Source organism: Legionella feeleii (assembly GCF_001467625.1).
GTDB lineage: Bacteria > Pseudomonadota > Gammaproteobacteria > Legionellales > Legionellaceae > Tatlockia > Tatlockia feeleii.
The window spans coordinates 462,046-485,608 of the sequence record NZ_LNYB01000085.1 but is presented as its reverse complement, the minus strand read 5'-3'; the positions used below and the strand labels follow the sequence as shown (position 1 = coordinate 485,608).

Here is a 23,563-nt window from a genome sequence, read left to right as displayed (position 1 = left end):
AAGCCCTGAGCTTCATAAACGGTCTTCGGTAATATTTATCATCATTTGCAAGGCTTTTTTAGCATTGTCGATGACCCACTCTTGTTCGCTTTCTTGTAAGCGCTGGCGACTACCGGTAAATTCATTGACCAGATCACCTGCTTTGACTTCATTATAAGCCATCGTTTTTCCTTGGCGTAAAAGATCAACCAGTGCCACCAGATGAGGTGGATCATTGCGTGACATGGTAGCGCAACCACAGCCCATGCCTTTTTCATTATCTTGTTTAGGTGCTTCGGCCAGGTTAACGACAGTGATGCCCCTGTTTTTACAATGCTGCTTCAAATTTTCTACCATATGATTTTCTGTGCCGATGGCATAATGTTTGGTGTTCCCTCGGTCATTCACTACATAATCCCAAATAAAGGCTGTTGAACCCGCTTGCTGGGCAACACGAATAACCTCATTGCGGCATTCAGGATGAACCACGGTGGTGTACCCCAATTGATGCCAGTATTCACACATTTCTGGTTGATAATGAGTATGAACGGCACATTGACTGGCGAATAAAATTAAATTGGCTTTATCGAATTGATCCAGCGTTTTGCTATCTTGAGCAGCAAGAGAGTATTGAGCGCCTGCTGTGCCGCCAGGCCAGTAAGCAAGGTGGTTGATCCCTAGCCAATAGGCGATGTTTTCACCCATATGTTGATCTGGAATAAACAATATTTTTTTGTTTTGTTTTATCGCCCAGGAGAAAATTTTCTTTACATTCGAACTGGTACAGACGGCACCACCTTGAGCACCAGTCATGGCTTTGACTCGTCCGGAGGTATTCATGTAGCAAACTGGCAAAATATTCTCTGCTCCGTAGCGTTCGTTCAGATCCAGAAAGGCAGGCTCAACCATGAAATCTTTAGCAAGCATCTCCATTGTGCAGCCGGATTTGGGATTAGTGATATAGACTTGTTGTTGTTTGTTAGCGAGAATACTGATGGATTCAGCCATGAAATGAACCGCTGATTCAATAATCACCGATTTCTCAGGATGATTAGCTGCCATGAGTGCCAATTGGTAAGAGTCACCAATTTGACCACCAAATTGCTCAACTAATCTTACAATATCTCCCCCCATATAGTAGTGGGCGAGTAACAATAATTTATCACCAAAATGACTTTGTGCTTTTTGCATATAGGGTTGCATCCAGGCAAGCACTGTTGTCAGTTTTCGATCAGGTAAAGCCTGATACTCTTCTGCATAGGGGATAAAGTCTTCCTGATACCAATCCAGTGGGTAGTCGCTTTGGCAAATACTCATATCATTGGTAATTTGCATGAGTGTTTTTTCTGGTTGATAAACAGTATGGCTTTTAAACATGGGTACACCTCAACTAAATAAAGGGATTCTGCGGTGAGGTCAGCCGGGCAATACTTTCTTCTGCCTGGGCATTCTTATACGGGAAATCCTCGCGATAGTGGCCGCCCCTGGATTCTCTTCTTGATAAGGCAGCTCTAACAATGAGTTCAGCATTCAAAACAATATTACGTAACTCGATAAAGTCACGGGTAATGCAATGCTTCCAATAATATTCCTCAATTATTTTTTTACGCTTCATAATTAATTGTAGTAGATCCTGGAGGCCTGCTTCGGTACGTACAATACCGGCATAAGAGGTCATTTCACCACGCAAACCACGCCAGTGCGCATTAATCTGGCTCGCGCGGCGAGCATTGACTTCACCTGGAGAACTCCAGTTGGGAATGCTGTCAATTATCTTAATGGGGGTAGTAATGTCTTTCAAGGTACAATGAGCAGCATTGCTTGCCATGACTAATGCTTCGAGCAAGGAATTACTGGCCAGGCGGTTGGCTCCGTGCAGACCGGTAAAAGCAACCTCGCCAATCGCGTAGAGTCGTTTGAGATCAGTCCGTCCATCAACGTCAGTTAGCACACCGCCACATTGGTAATGAGCAGCAGGTACGACAGGAATCATATCCTGACTCATATCGATGCCAATAGAGAGCAAGGTATTGTAAATTTGCGGGAAACGTTTTTTTAAGAAAGACTTGGACTGATGAGTGATATCTAAATGCACAAAACCGCTTTGGCCCTGCTCAATTTCGCTAAAAATAGATCGGGCAACGATGTCACGGGTCGCTAACTCTAATTGGTTTGGTGCATAACGACGCATGAAACGTTCGCCTGTATCAGCATTCTTTAGCAAAGCCCCTTCACCTCGTACGGCTTCGGAAATTAAAAAATTATTTAGCGAGTGGTGGTGTAAAAGAGTAGGGTGAAATTGATAAAACTCCATATTACCCACGCGCGCCCCAGCCCGATAAGCCATAGCGACGCCATCGCCAGTTGCAATAATGGGGTTGGTGGTATAGCGATAGGTTTTACCAGCGCCGCCGGTCGCAAGAATGACACAACGGGATACAAAAGTGTGAATGCGATTGTTTTGGCAATCCAGTACGTAGGCCCCTAAGACCTCTCCCTGATTATCTGTGCGATGAGGATGGTAATGGGTAATGAGATTAACGGCTATATGATAGTCAAAAAAATGGATTTGTGGCTGTTGCTTGACCGCTTGTAGCAGGGCTTCGGTAACGGCTAAACCGGTTTGATCGCCACTGTTAAAAATTCGTCGATGCGAATGCCCTCCCTCTTGGGCGAGGGAAAAATCGCCGCCAGATTGTCTGGTAAAAGGAATCGGGTAAGCCAGTAAATCTTTGATGGCTTGTGGCCCTTGGCGAATAATGAATTCAACGGCTGGTTGATAGCATAAACCGTCACCAGCATGGAGTGTATCGGCGATATGCGATTCCAGAGAATCCTCCGGTGCAACGGCTGCGGCAATCCCGCCTTGCGCGTAACGGCTGTTACATTCAGTGATTTCGGCTTTACTGATTAAAGCAATAGTCAGGTTGGGCTGTAATTTTAGCAATTGTAAGCAATAATTCAGGCCAGCAAGCCCAGTCCCTATGACCAGAACATCAAACTCTAGAGCATGTCCTTGCTGCGAAAGATTACCACTCATGAAAATGCTTTCACCAGTTGGGCCGCCAAGCCGATATATTTTTCCGGTGTTAATCCGATTAACTGATTTTTTACCTTATCCGGAATATCGAGCGACTTAATAAAGTTTTTCAAACTATCCGCATCAATTCCCTGGCCGCGAGTAAGGGTTTTTAATTGTTCATACGCATTGGGTACTTCATAGCGACGCATAACAGTCTGGATAGCTTCAGCGAGCACTTCCCAATTGGAATCAAGATCATGCTTCAGGGCACGCTTATTGATCTGTAATTTATCATTTCCTTTTGCAATAGCCTGATAGGCAATTAATGTGTAAGCGAAGGCGACGCCAAGGTTGCGTAACACAGTAGAGTCGGATAAGTCGCGCTGTAAACGAGATTGGGTTAGTTTGTTAGCAAAATGATTAAATAAAGCATTAGCCAAACCCAAATTACCTTCAGCATTTTCGAAATCAATGGGGTTAACCTTGTGAGGCATGGTGGATGAGCCAACCTCATCAGCAATCGTTTTCTGTTTAAAATAATTTAAGGAAATATAAGTCCAGATATCGCGGGTATAATCAAGCAAAATATTGTTGATGCGAATCATGATATGGGAGACTTCCGCAATGCCATCATGAGGCTCTATCTGGGTTGTATAAGCGCTGAAAGATAAGCCGAGTGAACTGACAAAGTTTGCGCAATGTTTACGCCAGTCAACTTCGGGATAAGCAATAATATGAGCATTATAATTGCCCACTGCACCGTTACATTTGGCTGGAATGAGTACTTCTGCCAATTGCTGTTGTGGGCGTTTCAGACGAGCGACAAAATTGACTAATTCCTTGCCTATGGTAGTTGGGGTTGCTGGTTGCCCGTGTGTTCTTGATAACATGGCGATATCACCATGTTGCTTACCCAGCATGGTAATACTACCAATAATTTCTGCCAGAGAAGGTTGTATGACCTGGGCAATGGCTTCTTTCACCATCAAGGCATAGGCTAAATTGTTAATGTCTTCGGACGTGCAGGCAAAATGAATAAAGCCGGTATACCTGCGTAATCCTCCAAATTGCTCAAGTTTGTCCTGTAAATAATATTCTACTGCTTTGACGTCATGGTTGGTTTGTTTTTCATAAACCTTAATTTTTTCTGCTTCAGCTTCGTTAAAATTGGCCAGGATTTCGTTTAAATAATTTTGTGACCCCTTGTCGAGTTCGGGTACTTCAGTGATCTCTTTGTTTGCAGCTAATGATTCGAGCCAGCGAATTTCTACCATAAGACGGTAATAAGTTAGGGCAAATTCACTAAAATAAGGACTTAATGCGCTGGTTTTTTTCAGGTAGCGCCCATCGATAGGTGAGATAGCGTTTAAAGCAGTTAAGGTCATGGATAATTCGCCGCAATCATAAAGCGCATATAATATTAGATGCAGCGGCAGATGTGAATTGTTGTAAGCATCTAATTTAAAATACAGGTGCAGATTTGATTGGTGTGAAGAGCACGACTGTACAAACTTGCTGCATAAATAGCCTTGATTTGCTATGATAGGCGCTTTTTAGTCAATAGATATAGAGAGTATGTCCGAACACTATTTACACGCTTCGCCGCTGGGTCGGCGTAGTGCCTACATCGACAATTATGATAACTCACTGCTTTTTCCCGTCGCGCGCCAAACAAAGCGTGAGGGTATTGGCATTGGTTTATCCCTGCCGTTCACGGGTTATGATATTTGGACAGCGTTTGAATTGTCCTGGCTGAATCAAAAAGGCAAGCCGGTTGTTGCAGTAGCTGATATTATTATGCCTTGTGAATCGGTTAATCTTATTGAATCGAAATCCCTCAAGTTATATTTAAATTCCTTTAATAATACAATCTTTGATTCGGCTGAAACGGTGCAGGAAACCATAGCATCTGATTTAAGTAAGGCGGCAGGTAGCGTCGTGCAAGTGGTGCTTTATAAAGCGGAAGGTTTTATTGAAGCGCCAATTGGGCAGTTGGAAGGGCTTTGCCTGGATGAGCTGGATATTAGCTGTTCTGAGTATAAAGTAAATCCGCGATTGCTAAATGTTTCGACGGAAAAAGTAGAGAATGTCGTCTTATATAGTCATTTGCTTAAATCAAATTGCTTAATGACAGGTCAGCCAGATTGGGGGTCTATTGCAATTACTTATTCCGGTCCTCGGATTAGTAATGAATCTTTGCTGCGGTATCTGGTGTCTTTTCGCAATCACAATGAATTTCATGAACAATGTGTTGAGCGTATTTTTATGGATCTCATGGCATACTGCCAGCCTGACGAATTAACAGTTTACGCACGTTATACACGCCGAGGCGGATTGGATATCAATCCTATTCGTTCGACAAAACCGGTTACACCTCCTGCCAATATTCGTTTGTATCGCCAATAGCCTGACACCAAACGCAGGTCGGGCCCCTGGCCCGGCGTAAGTGGAATTTTCCTGTGGGGCAATTGTTGGGCATGGACCAAACTATTGGGAGTATTATTTGAATTAACAACAAATTATGTTGGTAATTCACATCATCTAGCAATTTCAGTAGAATGGTGGTCATTTTTATGGATTAGAGGTGGTTATGGCAGTCAGCGTACATACAATTGATTTTCAACATCTGGGTATGCAGGATCTGGAGCAAGTAGGCGGTAAGAATGCTTCTTTAGGTGAAATGATTAGCCATTTATCAAAGGCTGGCGTCTCAGTGCCAACCGGGTTTGCCACTACAGCGGATTCTTTTCGGGATTTTTTAGCGAATGATGGTTTGGATAAAAAAATCTATGCCATGCTTAATTCCCTCAATACGGATGATATCGCTCAATTAACCACAACCGGAAAAACGATTCGTGAGATGGTTATCAAGGCACCTTTTTCTGCTGAATTTGAGAAAGCAGTCCGCCAATCTTATGAGCTACTTGCTCAACAAATCGGTCACAGTGACTTTAGTGTTGCAGTACGTTCTTCAGCAACTGCAGAAGATTTGCCTGATGCCTCTTTTGCCGGTCAGCAAGAAACTTATTTAAATGTGCGGGGTATTGACGCTGTTTTAATTGCTATTAAACAGGTTTTTGCTTCTTTATTTAATGATCGGGCTATTGCTTATCGGGTGCATCACGGTTTTGCCCATAATGATGTGGCTTTGTCGGCTGGTATTCAGCAAATGATTCGTAGTGATTTGGCGGTCAGTGGTGTGATGTTTACCATGGATACCGAGTCTGGTTTTGATCAAGTTGTTTTCATTACATCATCTTATGGCCTGGGTGAAATGGTTGTGCAAGGTGCGGTAAATCCAGATGAGTTTTATATTCATAAACCAGGTCTGCAAGCGGGTAGACCTGCTGTGATCCGCCGCAATTTGGGCAGTAAAGCGCTCAAAATGGTCTATTGCAATGATGAAACACAAGCCCGGACTGTTAAGACAGAAGAAGTTAAAGCAAAAGAACGTCTGCTGTTTTCTTTAACGAATGAAGAAGCAGAGCAGTTGGCTAGACAGGCTCTTATTATTGAAAAGCATTATGGCCGACCTATGGATATTGAATGGGCTAAAGATGGTAAGGACGGGAAGTTATATATCTTACAAGCACGTCCTGAAACTGTAAAAAGCCGTAGCAATACCCAAGTGTTAGAGCGCTATACCCTGCAAAAACAAGGGGAGATATTAACGGAGGGCCGTAGTATTGGCCAACGTATCGGGCAGGGACGGGCGAAGGTTATCAGAGACATTAGTGAAATGCACCGTGTCGAGCCTGGTGATGTTTTAATTTCTGACATGACGGATCCCGATTGGGAGCCGATCATGAAACGGGCTGCGGCGATTGTTACTAATCGGGGTGGCAGAACTTGCCATGCGGCCATTATTGCCCGCGAACTGGGTATTCCCGCTGTGGTTGGTTGTGGTGATGCAACCAAAGCCATTCGGGACGGAGACGAAGTCACAGTGAGTTGTGCCGAAGGAGATACCGGCTATGTTTATCGAGGCTTGTTACCATTCGAGCAGGTACACCTTGATGTGGATACCATGCCTGAACTGCCGATGAAAATCATGCTGAATGTTGGTAATCCTGAGCGTGCTTTGGCTTTTCAATCCATACCTAATTCCGGGGTTGGTTTGGCTCGCCTCGAATTTTTAATTTCCAATACGATTGGTATTCATCCAAAAGCTTTGTTGGAATATGACTCTTTACAGGATAAAAATTTAAAACAGCTTATTGATGACAAGACCGCCGCTTATGCATCTCCAGTGGAGTATTACATTGAGCGTTTAAAAGAAGGTATAGCTACGATTGCTGCTGCCTTTTACCCAAAGCCAGTCATTGTCAGACTCTCCGATTTTAAATCCAATGAATATGCTAATCTGGCGGGTGGTAATTTATACGAACCCCATGAAGAAAATCCCATGCTGGGTTTTCGTGGTGCATCACGCTATGTATCTGCTGATTTTGCCGAGTGTTTTGCTCTGGAGTGTAAAGCCGTTCGCCGCGTACGCGAAGAGATGGGATTGACCAATGTCGAAGTAATGATTCCTTTCGTCAGAACGGTTGCTGAAGCGGCACAGGTTATCCAGGTGCTTAAACAGCATGGACTTGAGCGCGGTAAAGATGGCCTGCGTGTCATCATGATGTGTGAATTGCCTTCTAATGCATTACTTGCCAACGAGTTTTTAGAATATTTTGACGGTTTTTCAATAGGCTCCAACGACTTAACACAATTAACGCTTGGTTTGGACAGGGATTCTGGCTTGATTGCAGCGCAATTTGATGAGCGGAATGATGCGGTTAAGGCACTTTTACATATGGCGATTTCAACCTGTAAAAAAGCAGGGAAATACGTTGGTATTTGTGGCCAGGGCCCATCCGATCATCAGGATTTTGCTCAATGGCTCATGCAGGAAGGAATTGACAGTGTATCGTTGAATCCTGATTCAGTATTGGAAACTTGTCTCTTTCTTGCTGAGCAATAGCCCATGTCGCGCTATTTAAGATATTGGATTTTACTGCTAGGTTTTTTCCCCGCCTTGCTATTTGCTGGCAACCAAGCTGACCACCATGATCCAGTTGCACCCGTGATACTCTGGGTTACCCTTATCCTTTTTTTCGCCATCCTGGGCCGCTATATAGCCAGACGCTTTAATCAGCCGGGGGTATTGGGTGAATTGTTGATGGGCGTTTTTCTGGGCAATCTATGTTACTTCTTTGGCTCGCAGCTTGTTGTTATTCTACGTGAAGGGTCTGCTATTTTTAACATCATGCGTGAAATGCTTGGGGGCATTTCTCTTCCCCAGGCAGTTGCGAGTAGTGTTTCCGATCCTTATTATGCCAAGCAAGTTACCGATGCACTAGGTAATGGTAACGGGATTGATTTAATCAAGGTGGCCTATGTTCTTGATATTTTTTCCCGTTATGGGGTGATTTTTCTTTTATTTATGGTTGGCCTTGAAAGCTCAGTAGAAGAGCTTAAACATACTGGCCGTGAATCAGTACAAGTAGCCATTATTGGTGTTATTGTACCTATTATCCTGGGTTTTGCCGTAGCGCATTTAATGCTGCCGAAGTCCTCCTACCAGGCTGATTTGTTTGTTGCAGCGACCTTGTCAGCGACGAGTATAGGGATCACCGCTCGTGTGCTTGCCGAGATGAAAAAATTACGCACCCGCGAAGCGAGAACAATTCTTGGCGCGGCAATGATTGATGATATTTTAGGTTTGGTAATTCTGGCTATCGTCAGTTCTGTCGTAATTAGTGGGGTAGTTGATCTGGTCATGGTAGGGCGCGTTATAATTTCTGCTACCCTGTTTTTTACTGTTGTCATCACTCTTGGTCCCTGGGTTATTCGTAAAGCGGTAAGCTTTTTTAAATTTCTTGAGCTCTGGGAAGCTAAGTTGTTCATTTCATTTATCTTTGTCATGCTGTTGGCATGGATAGCAACGCTGATTCATTTAGCAACTATTATCGGTGCGTTTGCGGCAGGACTCATTATTCATGATGGTTTGTTTGAATCGCGCACACGTTCTGCAAGTGATTCTTTAAGTATCCATAATCTCGTAGCGCCGCTTGAATCTATTTTGGCTCCATTATTTTTCATTCTCATCGGGATTCAGGTAAAACTCGAATCCTTTTGGGATTGGCAGGTACTGCTAATGGCCAGCGGTCTGATTGCTGCAGCTGTTGTTGGTAAATTAGTTAGTGGCTTAGGTGCAGATCGCAAAGATGATCGCTTGTTGATTGGGATAGGTATGTTACCGCGCGGTGAGGTTGGATTGATTTTTGCCTCGATAGGAAGAACATTGGGTGTAATGTCTGATCAACTGTTTTCAGCGATTGTTTTGATGGTTATTGTGACTACCGTTATTGCGCCGCCTTTTATTAAAGCCCGTTACGGCAAAAGTGACCAAAAAGGGGAGAAAGCATGAAGTTAAGCCAAATCGATATTTTGGCTGATGTTAAAAGGGCGCTGGAGGAAGATGTTGGCAATGGCGATGTTAGTGCTGCCTTACTGCCTGCTGAGTTATTTGCCGAGGCCGAAATTATCTCGCGTGAACCGATGTTGGTTTGCGGGCGCCCTTGGGTTGATGCTGTTTTTGCTGAGGTAAATCCTGCGATTAAATTGGATTGGTTAGTAGAAGAAGGGCAATGGCTTGGTAAGCCTGCAACTTTATGCCAAATTAAAGGTCCAGTAGCTGGTATTTTAACTGCTGAGCGTTCTGCTCTGAATTTTTTACAAACCCTGTCAGCTACCGCCACAAAAACCCATGAGTACCGGTTAAAGCTACAAGGCAGCAAGACTCGTTTACTGGATACCCGTAAAACATTACCAGGTTTACGCCATGCCCAAAAATACGCTGTAGCCTGTGCGGGAGGAGTCAATCATCGTATGGGTTTATACGATGCGTTTTTGATTAAGGAAAACCACATTAAAGCCTGTGGTTCTATTACCCAGGCAATTAACCAAGCAAGACAAATGCGTACTGATTTGCTGATTGAGGTCGAAGTAGAGACGCTTGAGGAGATGCACGAAGCGTTGCTCGCCAGACCCGATCGCATTTTGCTCGATAATTTTAGCAATGCTATGCTGATGGAAGCAGTAGAAATTGCTAAACCTTATGATTGTGAACTGGAAGCATCAGGCGGTATTGATTTGAATACCATCGCTGCGGTAGCACAAATCGGCGTTGATTATATTTCAATCGGAGCTATTACTAAATCAATTCAGGCCATTGATTTAAGTTTACTGGTTAGGGAAGTTAAATGAATTCATCGATTGTTTTTACTGGCGGCGGTACGGCTGGCCATGTCACACCTAACTTGCCACTCATAGAAGTGCTGCGACACGAGGGTTGGCAAATTGATTATATCGGCTCAAAAGATGGTGTAGAAAAGGACATGATCAGCGCTTTAAATATCCCTTACCATGCTGTTAGCAGCGGCAAATTAAGAAGGTATTTCAGTTGGCAAAATTTTTTGGATCCGTTCAAAATTCTTCTTGGTATCGTGCAGTCTTATTGCTTATTACGCAGACTTAAAACAGAGATTGTTTTTTCCAAGGGTGGTTTTGTTGCTTTTCCAATTGTTGTGGCGGCCTGGTTAAATCGCATACCTGTTATTGCCCACGAATCTGATATGAGTCCCGGACTTGCTAACCGGTTAAGCTTTCCTTTTGTCGATAAAATTTGCGTTACTTTTGGAGCAGCAAAAAAGCATTTTAAGAAACCAGAAAAAGTGGAAATAACTGGGACGCCGATACGGCAAGAGTTATTTAAAGGTTCGAAAGAAAAAGGTTTGGAGTTATGTGGTTTTAATTACGACAAGCCCTGTGTATTAGTGATGGGAGGAAGCCAGGGCTCAGTAAAACTGAATACAGCGTTAAGAAGCATTTTGGATTTGTTGACTGTTTCCTATCAGGTGATTCATCTATGTGGTAAGGGAAAGTTGGATAGTAACTTGATTAACCATGCTAATTATTGCCAACTCGAATACGCGAGTGGTGAGTTGGCGGATTTGTTTGCCGCAAGCGATTTGGTTATTTCACGAGCAGGCGCTAATGCACTCTATGAAATTCTGTCTTTGCAGAAACCTCATGTTTTAATTCCACTCTCTGCCAAAGTTAGTCGAGGCGATCAAATTCAAAATGCGCGTTATTTTGCCCAGCAGGGAATTAGCAAGGTCGTTGATGATGACAATTTAACCGCAGAAAATTTACTGGCTGCAATTACTGAAGCTGGCCAGCAACGGGAAGAAATTATTGCTAAAATCAAGGCGCTCCATATTGAATCAGCTACCTTGAAAATTATTGCTCTCATCAAGGAACAACTGCATGCTGAACACCCTAAAACTATATGAGTACATTGAGCAGGAATGGCAGAAAGAAATTCTGCCAAGCTTGTGCGATTACATTAAAATTCCGAATAAATCCCCCCATTTTGATGAGCATTGGCAGGAACATGGTTACATGGAGCAAGCGGTTAACCATGTTGCTGATTGGTGTAAAGCGCATGCTCCAGCAGGAATAACTTTGGAAGTTATCCGTTTGCCAGGCCGTACTCCTTTATTGTTCATGGAGGTACCCGGTGAGGTCGATCAAACAGTATTACTTTATGGCCATTTAGATAAGCAACCTGAAATGACTGGTTGGCAAGAAGGACTTGGTCCTTGGCAACCTGTAATACGTGATGGACGTCTCTACGGCCGAGGCGGGGCTGACGATGGTTATGCAGCGTATGCTTCATTGACGGCGATAAACGCATTGCAAAAGCAGCAACTTCCCCATGCACGCTGCGTCTTAATTATTGAGGCCTGTGAAGAAAGTGGCAGTTATGATTTACCTTATTATATCGAAGCATTAAAAGACAAAATTGGGCAACCTTCTCTGGTTATTTGCCTGGATTCTGGTGCGGGTAATTATGAGCAATTATGGATGACGACATCTTTGCGCGGTAATGTTGTAGGCGAATTATCGGTTGAGTTACTCAATGAGGGAGTGCATTCTGGTAATGCTAGCGGTATTGTTGCTGATAGTTTCCGTGTAGCCAAACAATTAATTAGCCGTATTGAAGATGAAACAAATGGCGAGATTAAATTGGCTGCACTGCACTGTGATATCCCTTTGGAGCGTGTGAAGCAGGCAAATACCTGTGCCGCTGTTCTGGGGGATGAGGTTTACTGTGGTTTCCCTTTTCATACTGGTGTTGAACCGGTGACGCATGATAAACAACAACTCATATTAAATCGTACCTGGCGCCCGGCCTTAGCTATAACAGGGGCTGAAGGTTTACCAGCCATTGCAGATGCAGGAAATGTACTTAGAGCGAAAACAGCATTCAAGCTTTCCATGCGTCTGCCGCCTTTAGTTTGCCCCAAAGAGGCTGCGACAACCTTGCAACACACCTTAACGCAGAACCCACCTTATCATGCAAAGACCAGTTTTCGTATTGATGATAGTGCTAAAGGCTGGAATGCACCATTGATGGCAGACTGGTTGGCAAAAGCAGTGGATGAGGCTTCATTGGCTTTTTATAAGAAAACTGCTGTGTATATGGGGGAGGGCGGTACGATTCCCTTTATGGCGATGCTGGGTGAAAAATTCCCTGATGCACAATTTATGATTACAGGTGTTTTGGGTCCGCACTCTAATGCCCATGGCCCTAATGAATTTTTGCATTTAGAAATGGTAAAAAAATTAACGGCTTGCGTCGCCTATGTGCTTCATTCACATTTTATATCATTAAGTCTCGACAGATAAAAAAAATACTGAGATACTCACTTGGCTCGCACAGGAGGAGTCTGATGCGAGACAAACGGTTTAGTAAAAAGCCGTATAGTCCAATCAATAAAGGAGAATAAAAAATGAAAACAAGTTTGTTTGCTGTTGTCTGGTCGCTATTGGTCATAATCCTTCCAATTCATGCTGCAACCAATCAGCTCAATACGGTAACCCCGGTCGCTAGCCAAAAATCGAATGCTAAAGTAGATCTCAACAAAGCGGATATCAATACGCTTGCCAAGGCTTTTAAGGGTATAGGAGTGAAACGTGCTGAAGCGATTATCAAATACTGTGAAAGTAACGGGAGTTTTAAATCAGTGGAAGATTTATCTCATGTGCGCGGGTTAGGAAAGCAATTCGTGGAAAAGCATTTACTCCAATTACAAGAGGTTTTTACAGTGAGTTAACCGTATAGGGGACTGTTAATAGTCCCCTAAATTTAACTAATTTATTTTGAACACTAACGGCAGAGTATCCCGCCGATTTTTGATAAATATTGATAGATTATTTGGTCTATTTTTATCTTCAAATAAATCTTCATCAAGATCTGTCGATTTTTATCCAAATATGAGTTAAAGTGTTCGCCAAAAAAAAGAAGAGGTTGTTGCAGATGTTTAGGAAATTAAGGGGCGTTTTTTCCAATGATTTGTCCATTGATTTGGGAACAGCCAATACATTGATTTATGTAAGGGATAAAGGGATCGTTTTAAATGAGCCGTCTGTTGTTGCTTTGCGCAATGAGTCGGGTCAGAAACGAGTGGCAGCTGTTGGTTTGGAAGCAAAACGCATGCTGGGTAGAACGCCTGGTAATATTAATGCTATTAGACCAATGAAGGATGGAGTCATCGCAGATTTCTTTGTTACAGAAAAAATGCTGCAACATTTCATTCATAAAGTGCATGAAAACCGGTTCTTGCGCCCAAGCCCGCGTGTCCTGGTCTGTGTGCCTTGTGGTTCTACACAGGTTGAGCGTCGTGCAATCCGTGAATCAGCCATGGGTGCAGGTGCGCGCGAAGTCTTCCTGATTGAGGAGCCGATGGCAGCAGCCTTGGGTTCTGGCATGCCAGTGGAAGAAGCCAGTGGCTCTATGGTCGTGGATATCGGTGGCGGTACTACTGAAGTGGCTATTATTTCTCTCAGTGGTATTGTCTATCATCAATCAGTACGTATTGGTGGTGATAAGTTTGACGATGCTATTGTTTCTTACGTGCGTCGCAATTATGGTACTCTGATTGGCGAAACTACTGCTGAGCGCATTAAGCACGAAATTGGTTCCGCTTTCCCGAGCCGAGATTTGTTCGAGATCGAAGTTCGTGGTAGAAATTTGGCAGAAGGGGTACCACGCAGTTTCACATTGACCAGTGCTGAGATTCTTGAAGCCCTGCAAGAGCCGCTTTCAGGTATTGTGGGTGCTGTGAGAGCTGCCCTTGAGTTAGCGCCTCCCGAATTGGCGGCAGATATTGCCGAGCGTGGTATGGTATTAACGGGTGGCGGAGCTCTATTGAAAAATATGGATACTCTCTTGATGGAGGAAACGGGTCTACCCGTGCTGGTTGCAGAAGATCCTTTAACCTGCGTGGCTCGTGGTGGTGGTAAAGCGTTAGAAACCATGGATCTGCGTGGCGGTGATTTCCTCTCAACCGAATAATTCAAATAGCAGACTTTTTGCTAAAGGCAAGCCCAAATCGTTTAGTTTTGCGTTTGCCTTGGTGCTCTCATTGTCGCTTATGTTTTCAGACTACCGCTATGGATATCTAGATAGCGTACGTGGTGGTTTTGCCTTGCTTGTTTCTCCCTTGCAATACGTTGTTGACTACCCTGTTCGGGTTATTGGTTGGATTCAATCTTTAGTCAGTGCCAAGAAAGCCCTCATTGATGAAAATATAAAATTACGCTACCAGCAAACGATGCTTGAAGCCGAGTTGCAGAAGCTTTTAGTTATCAAGGAAGAAAATTCACAATTGCGCGAGTTACTGCTTACCTCATCCAAGGCGAGAATGCGCGCAATGGCTGCACAAATTCTGGCAGTTGATACCACGAGTTCGCGGCAGTTAGTTGTCTTGAATAAAGGAAAGCGCGATGGTGTTTATACTGGCCAGCCTGTACTTGATGCTAAAGGTGTCATGGGACAAATTATTGATGTAGGCTATATGACCAGTACGGTTCTATTAATTTCCGATTCTAAAAGCGCGGTTCCCGTAAGAAACAATCGTACTGGCGAAAGGGCCATTTTGGCTGGTACTAACAGTATGAGCCAGTTATCACTAATCAATTTACCAAGAACCTCGTCGATTAACAAAGGCGATCTCTTGGTTACTTCTGGCCTTGGCCGTCTTTATCCCGAAGGTTATCCTGTGGGTCGAGTTGAAGAAATAAAAAGTATTCCTGGTGATGATTTTATAAAAGTTGATGTTAGCCCAATTGCTTTACTCAACAGGAATCGCCTAGTACTTCTCATCTGGCCTGATAAAGAGCAGACTGCATTAACAGCACAGATTAATGAGCGTATGAATGCTATAGGAGCAAATGCATGAATTCGTTAAATTTGCGTTTGATTATTGCAATCATGTTAGCGCTTGTTCTGACTATTTTACCTTTACCGGATCTTTTAGTGGGACTTAGGCCGCCTTGGGTTTTAATGCTGGTTTTGTATTTACAGTATTATTTACCTGATCATTTCAATATCAGTCTCCTTGTGATTATCGGTTTAATGCTGGATGTTTTATTAGCGACTGTCATTGGCGAACATGCTTTCGCTCTTTGTTTTGTATCCTGGATAGCCAGTAATAAAGCACGGCGGTTTTCGTTTTTTTCCATAGGGCAACAAATGGGGCTGATAGGATTCTTCTGTCTGCTTTACCAATTACTGATTTTAACGATAGATGCTTTCTTGGGATTTCATATTGGTTTTCTTATGTCTGTAGGCAGTGCGCTTATTAGTGTTTTATTTTGGCCGTGGGTCAGATTACTTGCCGATGATACCTTGCTTGCCAAGGCGCCTTACCGACGATAGTTTATTTGGACTGTTGACCTTTCTACTATCTTCCCGAATAGCATTGACTTCCTGCCCTTCGCTGCTCATTTATCCTGGTGAAATGTCAACCAGCTCCTATTAGATCTCGGGAAAATTATTTTTTAAATCAATATCCTCTTAAGATAGATCTAAGTATTTTACATTGTTATACTAAAAATCATTAAATCCTTTGGCATGGATTGCTATGTGGCTTGTGCGGATTGCCTTATCCCGACCTTATACTTTCGTCGTCTTGGCATTAATGTTATTGATTATCGGGCCACTGGCCATATTACGCACCCCAACCGATATTTTTCCAGATATTGATATCCCGGTGGTCAGTGTGGTATGGGGTTTTAGTGGTATGCCACCGCAACAGATGTCTGATTTAATTACCAGCATTTTTGAACGGGCAGCAACAACAACGGTTAATGACATCGAGCACATAGAATCCGAATCGTTGCTTGGTGTCAGTGTTACAAAACTGTTTTTCCATAATGACGTCGATATTGCTGTTGCCTTAAGTCAGGTAACAGCGATTGCACAAACCTTGTTAAAGCAATTACCGCCAGGCCAAACACCCCCTCTGGTATTAAGTTACAATGCTGCGACAGTCCCGGTACTGCAATTAATTTTAACTAGCCAAACTTTGCCCGAGCAAGACTTATACGATTTAGGTAATAATTTTATTCGAACGCAGCTTGCCACAGTCCAGGGCGCCGCATTGCCTTTCCCTTATGGTGGGAAAATACGTCAGGTACAAGTCGATCTTCAGCCGGAAAAGATGCAAACCTATGGGGTTTCGGCACAAGATATTAGTGCAGTGATTAATACACAGAATTTGATTTTACCTGCAGGCACAGAGAAGATTGGCCTGTATGAGTATTTAGTTAAACTTAATGCCAGCCCTTTAACAACGGATGAGTTTAATAATTTCCCCGTGAAAGCATTACCGCATGGTGGCGTGCTTTATATACGTGATGTTGCTCATGTTCGTGATGGTTTCCCCCCGCAAACCAATATTATTACTGTTAATGGAAAACGGGCAGTGATGATGTCCGTGCAAAAAACAGGCAATGCATCGACCCTTAACATTGTAAGCCGAGTGAAAGCCCTGTTACCTGTCGTAAAAGATATGATGCCTGCAGCCTTGAATTTGTCTACTTTCGGTGATCAATCAATCTTTGTTCTTGCTGCCATTGATGGGGTTATTAGGGAGGGGCTTATTGCAGCCTGTTTAACAGGCTTGATGATTTTAATTGTTCTTGGTAGTTGGCGAAGTACTTTTATTATCGCACTTTCTATACCTCTGTCTATCCTTGCTTCGCTCACGATCTTGTCTGCCTTGGGGGAGACAATCAATATTATGACTCTGGGTGGTTTAGCACTTGCAGTGGGAATCTTAGTCGATGATGCGACTGTAGCCATTGAAAATATCAATTGGAATTTGGAGCAAGGTAAAGAGGTGGAACAGGCCATTCTGGATGGTGCAGAACAAATCGCTATTCCGGCCCTGGTTTCAACACTTTGTATTTGTATTGTTTTCGTGCCTATGTTTTATCTGGGTGGGGTGGCACAGTATCTATTCGCCCCTTTAGCAGAAGCTGTTATTTTTGCCATGTTGGCGTCTTATATTTTGTCACGTACTCTTGTTGCGACGATGGCCAAATATTTATTAAAAAAGCATGAGCCTATCCATGATCCAGATAGTCTTAGCCGTTTTCAGCGTTTTCACGCTGGATTTGAAAGATGGTTTGAGCGTTTTCGCCAACGTTATCTTACGCTGTTAACCAAAGCGCTAGACAACAGAAAGGTTTTTATTCTTAGTTTCCTGGGGTTTATTTTAGTATCGATAGCTCTTTTAGCGCCCTGGCTTGGATCTAATTTTTTCCCCAGCGTTGATGCTGGACAAATTAAATTGCATTTGCAGGCTCCTACCGGGACAAGGGTAGAGGAAACGGCTCGCTTGGCAGGAGAAATTGGTCACGTTGTCCGCAAACTTGTTCCGGAAGAAGAATTATTCAGTATTGTTGCCAACATTGGTTTACCTGTCAGTGGTATCAATTTATCTTACAGTAACTCAGCGACCAATGGGGCCAGTGATGCTGACATTTTGATTGCGCTGCAGGAGAACCATAAACCAACAGACGATTATATTCGTGATTTAAGGCCGTTGCTGCAGAAGAAATTTCCAGGAGTCACGTTTTCCTTTTTGCCAGCGGATATTGTTAACCAAACGCTTAACTTTGGCTTACCTTCAGCGATTGATATCCAAGTCATTGGTTTAAAACAAGAGGAAAATATTCGTTACGCGTCTAAAGTATTAGAGCGTTTGAAACATGTCCCTGGCGTAGTGGATGCCCATCTAAGGCAAGCCTTTAACTACCCTGGGTTTCTAGTCGAGTCAAATCGCAGTCGTGCACGTGAGCTGGGGTATAGTCAATTCGATATTGCCAATAATTTGTTGATTACTCTTTCAGGAAGTTTTCAAACCTCACCGACCTTTTGGGTTAACCCAAAGAATCATGTTTCATATCCCGTGGCAACTCAAACACCGCAATATTATATGAATTCATTACAGGCTTTGGGTAATATTACTGTTGCCAATGCTGCAAAGGATACAGATCCACAGATTTTAGGTGCGATGATGCATGCAAAACGCACTATGGAGCCCGTTGTGGTTTCTCACTACAACGTTCAACCTGTAATTGATATTTTTGCTTCTATACAAGATACCGATCTGGGCTCTGTTTCAAAAGCTATTAATAAAATTGTCAAAGATACCAAAAAAGATCTGCCAAAGGGGTCTTCTGTCGTTGTGCGGGGGCAGATACAAACCAAGGATCAAGCGTTTACGGGGCTCTATCTGGGGCTTATTTTTTCTATTCTTCTTGTTTATTTGCTGATCGTGATTAATTTCCAATCATGGCTAGATCCTTTCATTATTATCACCGCTTTACCAGCTGCTCTTGCCGGTATTGTGTGGATGTTATTCCTTACACACACTACGCTTAGTGTTCCTGCGTTAACGGGGGCTATCATGTGTATGGGGGTAGCCACTGCAAACGGTATTTTAGTGATTAGTTTTGCGCGTGATCATATGAAGGAAGGCCATGATCCGTTTACCTCAGCTCTTGAAGCGGGTAAATCTCGTATACGACCGGTATTAATGACTGCTTCGGCGATGATTATTGGCATGTTTCCTATGGCACTTGGGATGGGTGATGGCGGTGAGCAAAATGCCCCGTTAGGACGTGCCGTTATTGGTGGCTTGTCATTTGCAACAATTGCCACCTTATTTTTTGTTCCTACGATTTTTTGCCTGATTCATAGCCGCAAGCATAAAAAAGACCAGGGGGAAAAGCATGTCTGATGAAAGTCAATTGCCGAGGGAGTCTCGCACGTCGCGTCGGGTTATTATTATTGTTTGTCTTATTTTATTGCTTGCCTTTGTTATTATTTTCTTTCGCGTTCAGGCTAAGATGACGTTGCGTGTGGAAACAAATGCGAATGCAGTACCGATTGTGGCTACTCTTACTACCAAGCCAGGTCCTTTGACCGAGGAAATTATTTTACCAGGCAAGGTTGAAGCCTGGCACGAAGCAACAATTTACGCGCGTACGAATGGTTATATTAAAGACTGGTATGTTGACATTGGTAGTAAAGTTAAAGAGGGTGATTTACTTGCTATCATTGAAGCACCGGAAGTCAATGCCCAGTTACACCAAGCTGAAGCTGATTTACACACCGCGATTGCCAATAAAGATTTGGCTGATATTACAGCAAAACGCTGGCTCCATTTATTAAAATCAGATTCTGTCTCCAAACAAGAAACTGATGAGAAAGTTAGCAATTTAAAAGCTACGACAGCAATTATGAAATCGGCACAAGCTAACCGTGATAGATTGCGCGATCTGGTGAGTTATGAGCGAGTCATCGCACCTTTTGATGGTACGATTAGTTTCCGCAATATTGATATTGGTTCACTGATTAATGCAGGTAGTGGTACTAATGTTTTTTCTTTATTTAATATTGTGCAATCGAATCCTATCCGTGTTTATGTACAAATACCACAAACCTACGTGAATAATATTAAACCGAACATGGAAGTTAGTTTATATTTCACTGAACATCCCGGGAAAAAATTTCCGGCCAAACTGTACAAAACAGCGGATGCTATTAATGTTGACTCCCTGACTTTGCTTGCTCAATTCTGGGCGGATAATCCCAAGGATGAAATACTGCCTGGTGGATATACGGAAGTCCATTTCAATATGCCACTTTCGTCAAAACTTATTCGGTTACCAGTGAATACACTTCTCTTCCGTGCTCAAGGCTTACAAGTGGCTGTTGTTAATAAGAATAATAAAGTGGATTTACGTCCAATAACTGTAAGTCGTGATTTTGGTACTGAAGTCGAGGTTAATACCGGTCTTCAAGTTGGAGAGCTAGTTATTTTAAATCCACCAGATGCTCTTATGGCCGGCCAAGAGGTGAAAATAGCATCCAAAGACAATGAAACACCAAAAGAGCCAGCCCCAAAATGAAAAGACAAATGACTCTGATTTTATTTTCGTTATTATTGGCTGCTTGCTCGTTTACACCTCGATATCAGCGCCCCCCGATGCCTATTCCTCTTGAATACAAAGAAACCAAGGAGTGGAAAAAGGCTAAGGGATATACTCCTACTGCTAAAGGTACGCGTTGGTGGTTGATGTTTAATGATCCGGTTTTAAATGAACTGGAAGAAAAAGTTACCTGTACAAACCAAAATTTGAAAATTGCTTTTTCCCGTTTTCAAAATGCCCGTGCCGCAGCACAGGTTGCACGTTCTGCTTATTATCCTACCCTCCTTGGAGTAGGAAATGCGGACAGGCAACAAAAATCGCGGAATATTGCTAACCCAAATACAACTAATTCCTTTAGTGATTTTTTAGCGGGTGTTGATGTCTCTTATGAGATCGATTTGTGGGGGCGGGTGCGGAATTCAGTGGCTGCCAGTGAGAGTCAGTTACGAGCCAGCGCCGCTGATCTTGCCGGTGTCTCTCTTAGCATGCATGCAGAATTGGCTATGGATTATTTTGCTTTGCGGGGAGATGAAGCTAGCCAACGGGTATTGGATGCGACAGTAGCGGCTTATGAAAAAGGTTTATACATAACGCGTAAACGTTATGATGGGGGGGCTGCACCGATAGCCGATGTTGATCAAGCCATTACGCAACTGGAAAATGCCAGGACTGCAGCAACGGAAATGCGATTGCGGCGTGCCCAACTTGAACATGCCATTGCAGTATTAGTGGGTGAAATACCGGCTAATTTTAAAATGCCCCCTGCAAAAACCAGAATGAATCTGGTTTCTATTGCGCCTGAATTACCTTCTTCACTTTTAGAACGCAGGCCCGATATTGCTGCTGCTGAACAACGCGTGCAAGCGGCAAATTTTGAGATAGGTGTTGCTTGTGCGGCTTTTTACCCGCAAATTAATTTTAGTTCAATAGCTGGTGTTGAAAGTCAAACCCTGGCAAACCTGTTTGATCAGCCCAGCCTATTTTGGTCGCTTGGACCCATTAGTGGATTAGCTTTAGTAAAGCCTTTGGCAAACTTGGTATTATTTGATGGGGGCAATTTGCGTGGTTTATTGAACTCTGCAAAAGCGAGTTATCACGAAACAGTCGCTTCTTACCGGCAAACTGTGCTTACTGCTTTCCAAGAGGTAGAAGATAATTTAGTTGCCATACGCCGTCTTGATCAAGAAAACCGAAGTCAAACTGCCGCCACTGCTGCAGCAAAGCGTGCCTTGGTTCAAGCAATCGATCGATATAAAGGTGGGCTCACTAATTATCTGGATGTTGTTGTCAATGAAAACACCGCCTTGCAGGCAGAACTGAATTCGGTGGATATTCGTACTCGCCGCCAGGTAGCCAGTGTATTGCTTATTAAAGCTTTGGGAGGTGGATGGTCCTGCCAAACTCAATGTACCTGAAATAGATATGCCTTGTATTTTTTCAATTAATTCTATACTAGAAATTAGTTAACAAAATTCTTTAATGGGTTCAGGCGTTTTTATTAAGGAAAATAACGTTCAGGGATTAAGGTATGTCTACTCATAAAAAAGACCTGGTTCTCTTTGATGCAATGTCGCATGTTCTTTCGTTATTAGAAAATCCGGTACTTCTTTGTGATGCACAAGCTTCAATCCTTTATGCCAACCCTTCTTATTATGATTTGGTAAATATGGATGCAACCGGTTTAAAATTTTGGCGTATTTTCCCAAAGATTAATCAGGTTCCAGATTATTTTAAAGCGGCAGTTATGTCTCATAAAGAAATAAAAGAATCCATTAATTTAAACAAGAAAACGTTTATAGTTAGAGTTGTACCCATCACCCAAATTATTGCAAAAAAAACGATCTACATGATTTACTTTGAGGAGATAACTACCTTTTTAAGATTGGAAGAGCAAATTGAGCTTGATAAAGAAATTTTAGCAAATTCATTCTTTAATGCGATTAGAGCACTTTCAGAGGTAGTTGAGACACGTGATCTTTATACAGCTGGGCATCAGAAGCGAACTGCCTCGATTGCCTTGCATATTGCCCAAAAAGCGAATCTTTCAGAGCTTAATCTTTTGGCTACCCTGTATTTAGGGGCTCTTGTCCATGATGTGGGAAAAATTTATGTACCTATCGAGTATTTAGTAACTCCCCGCCAACTAGAAAGTTATGAATATGACGTTTTAAAGCAGCACGTGAATAAAGGCAGTGAGATTGTAAATAAGATTGTCTGTCCTTGGGAGATTGAGGTGATTGTATCCCAACATCATGAGCGCTTGGATGGCTCTGGCTATCCTAAGGGATTAAAGGAAGGAGAGATTAATGAGTTAGCCAAAATAGTTGCTATAGCCGACGTCTGGGATGCCATGGTCATAAATAGACCTTATCGAGCTGCTCTTACAATTAAAGAAGCAATTAATTATTTAAATTCAACAGCAGGCATTTTATTTGATAAATACTACGTCGAATGCTTGTTGAGTTTGATTCAAGAGGAGGCAAATATTTATTCTCAAGAGGTTTTTTCCTTTTTGGAGTTAAAAACGTTGCTTACCGAATAGGCCCTTTCAATGATTTACCCGTTTTGGAATTGATAGTTAATAAACGGTACTCGCCTGGTTGCAAAGTGCCTAATGACCAATCAGCAATGCGATGTCGGACTAATCTTAATGTCGGAAAACCAATAGCTGCTGTCATTCGACGGATTTGATGGTTTTTACCCTCTCTCAACACGATCTCTAACCAACTGGTTGGTATGGTTTTACGAAAACGCACCGGTGGATTCCTTGGCCAGAGCGGAGGCTCATCGATTAATGTGACTTTGGCCGGCAAAAACCGTGTTTCTCTGATTACTAAGCCTTGCCTAATGGGGAAGAGGTCTTGTTCTTGTGGTATCCCCTCTACCTGAACCCAATAATATTTCTCTTTGTTGGCGTCAGGATGACTGAGCTGATGTTGCAATTTACCCTGATGAGTAAGAAGCAAAAGCCCTTCGCTATTTTTATCTAAACGCCCTGCTGCATAAAAGTTCGGTTTATTAATATAGTGAGCCAACGTTTGTTCATGTACGTCACCGGTGAATTGGCTTAGAACACCAAAAGGTTTATTGAATAGTAAAATTTCACTCATGTTGCTTACAATGGAAAAATAACGCTTATCTAGCCTAGAATGGTGAATCATACCATAATACACGTTGTAGGTTTTATGCCTGCATGTTAGTACTCATTAAATTTTT

At 42.9% G+C, this 23,563-nt stretch carries 18 protein-coding genes; 14 read left to right on the top strand and 4 right to left on the bottom strand.

What is annotated here, in order from left to right; all coding sequences use genetic code 11:
- Positions 1–12: 12 nt before the first annotated feature.
- Genes nadA through purB form a run of 3 tightly spaced genes read right to left on the bottom strand, consistent with a single transcriptional unit; the run spans position 13 to position 4,386 of the window.
- Entirely contained in the window at positions 13–1,356 is a 1,344-nt protein-coding gene (nadA, locus tag Lfee_RS14540) for a quinolinate synthase NadA (protein ID WP_058447708.1), read from the bottom strand.
- A 13-nt stretch (positions 1,357–1,369) separates the two neighbouring features.
- Positions 1,370–3,019, bottom strand: coding sequence for an L-aspartate oxidase (gene nadB, locus Lfee_RS14535; protein WP_058447707.1), 1,650 nt, complete (start codon positions 3,017–3,019; stop codon positions 1,370–1,372).
- On the bottom strand, positions 3,016–4,386 hold the full coding sequence (purB, locus tag Lfee_RS14530; RefSeq protein ID WP_058447706.1) for an adenylosuccinate lyase: 1,371 nt from the start codon (positions 4,384–4,386) through the stop codon (positions 3,016–3,018). Before purB ends, nadB begins: the two co-directional genes overlap by 4 nt.
- Positions 4,387–4,576: 190 nt before the next feature.
- On the opposite strand from purB, the gene queF reads away from it, so the two are divergent.
- The 14 genes from queF (at position 4,577) to Lfee_RS14460 (ending at position 22,889) form a co-directional block, all read left to right on the top strand.
- The gene (gene queF, locus Lfee_RS14525) at positions 4,577–5,407 is read left to right on the top strand and encodes an NADPH-dependent 7-cyano-7-deazaguanine reductase QueF (protein WP_058447705.1); all 831 of its coding nucleotides are present in this window, start codon (positions 4,577–4,579) and stop codon (positions 5,405–5,407) included.
- Positions 5,408–5,591: 184 nt separating this feature from the next.
- Entirely contained in the window at positions 5,592–7,970 is a 2,379-nt protein-coding gene (gene ppsA, locus Lfee_RS14520; protein ID WP_058447704.1) for a phosphoenolpyruvate synthase, read from the top strand.
- Between the two features lie 3 nt (positions 7,971–7,973).
- Complete coding sequence (locus Lfee_RS14515) at positions 7,974–9,419, top strand: cation:proton antiporter (protein ID WP_058447703.1); 1,446 nt, start codon at positions 7,974–7,976, stop codon at positions 9,417–9,419.
- A complete protein-coding gene (gene nadC / locus Lfee_RS14510) occupies positions 9,416–10,258 on the top strand; it encodes a carboxylating nicotinate-nucleotide diphosphorylase (RefSeq protein ID WP_058447702.1) in 843 nt (280 codons plus the stop codon). The genes Lfee_RS14515 and nadC overlap by 4 nt, the downstream gene beginning before the upstream one ends.
- Positions 10,255–11,346 (top strand): undecaprenyldiphospho-muramoylpentapeptide beta-N-acetylglucosaminyltransferase, encoded by a 1,092-nt coding sequence (locus Lfee_RS14505; protein ID WP_058447701.1) that lies wholly within the window; start codon positions 10,255–10,257, stop codon positions 11,344–11,346. The genes nadC and Lfee_RS14505 overlap by 4 nt, the downstream gene beginning before the upstream one ends.
- Positions 11,321–12,745 (top strand): M20 family metallopeptidase, encoded by a 1,425-nt coding sequence (locus Lfee_RS14500; protein WP_058447700.1) that lies wholly within the window; start codon positions 11,321–11,323, stop codon positions 12,743–12,745. Before Lfee_RS14505 ends, Lfee_RS14500 begins: the two co-directional genes overlap by 26 nt.
- A 104-nt stretch (positions 12,746–12,849) precedes the next feature.
- On the top strand, positions 12,850–13,173 hold the full coding sequence (locus Lfee_RS14495) for a ComEA family DNA-binding protein (protein ID WP_058447699.1): 324 nt from the start codon (positions 12,850–12,852) through the stop codon (positions 13,171–13,173).
- Between the two features lie 203 nt (positions 13,174–13,376).
- Positions 13,377–14,414: a rod shape-determining protein gene (locus Lfee_RS14490; protein ID WP_025385468.1), complete on the top strand. Its 1,038-nt coding sequence runs from the start codon at positions 13,377–13,379 to the stop codon at positions 14,412–14,414.
- Positions 14,392–15,300: a rod shape-determining protein MreC gene (mreC, locus tag Lfee_RS14485; RefSeq protein ID WP_058447698.1), complete on the top strand. Its 909-nt coding sequence runs from the start codon at positions 14,392–14,394 to the stop codon at positions 15,298–15,300. The genes Lfee_RS14490 and mreC overlap by 23 nt, the downstream gene beginning before the upstream one ends.
- Positions 15,297–15,779, top strand: coding sequence for a rod shape-determining protein MreD (gene mreD, locus Lfee_RS14480; RefSeq protein WP_058447697.1), 483 nt, complete (start codon positions 15,297–15,299; stop codon positions 15,777–15,779). Before mreC ends, mreD begins: the two co-directional genes overlap by 4 nt.
- Before the next feature lie 205 nt (positions 15,780–15,984).
- The gene (locus Lfee_RS14475; RefSeq protein WP_058447696.1) at positions 15,985–19,152 is read left to right on the top strand and encodes an efflux RND transporter permease subunit; all 3,168 of its coding nucleotides are present in this window, start codon (positions 15,985–15,987) and stop codon (positions 19,150–19,152) included.
- Complete coding sequence (locus tag Lfee_RS14470; RefSeq protein WP_058447695.1) at positions 19,145–20,326, top strand: efflux RND transporter periplasmic adaptor subunit; 1,182 nt, start codon at positions 19,145–19,147, stop codon at positions 20,324–20,326. The genes Lfee_RS14475 and Lfee_RS14470 overlap by 8 nt, the downstream gene beginning before the upstream one ends.
- Positions 20,323–21,762: an efflux transporter outer membrane subunit gene (locus Lfee_RS14465; protein ID WP_058447694.1), complete on the top strand. Its 1,440-nt coding sequence runs from the start codon at positions 20,323–20,325 to the stop codon at positions 21,760–21,762. The genes Lfee_RS14470 and Lfee_RS14465 overlap by 4 nt, the downstream gene beginning before the upstream one ends.
- Before the next feature lie 113 nt (positions 21,763–21,875).
- Positions 21,876–22,889, top strand: a complete 1,014-nt coding sequence (locus Lfee_RS14460) for an HD domain-containing phosphohydrolase (protein ID WP_058447693.1) — start codon at positions 21,876–21,878, stop codon at positions 22,887–22,889.
- Here the strand turns inward: Lfee_RS14460 and Lfee_RS14455 are convergent.
- Positions 22,879–23,457 (bottom strand): pseudouridine synthase, encoded by a 579-nt coding sequence (locus Lfee_RS14455; protein WP_058447692.1) that lies wholly within the window; start codon positions 23,455–23,457, stop codon positions 22,879–22,881. The genes Lfee_RS14460 and Lfee_RS14455 overlap by 11 nt on opposite strands.
- Between the last annotated feature and the right edge of the window lie 106 nt (positions 23,458–23,563).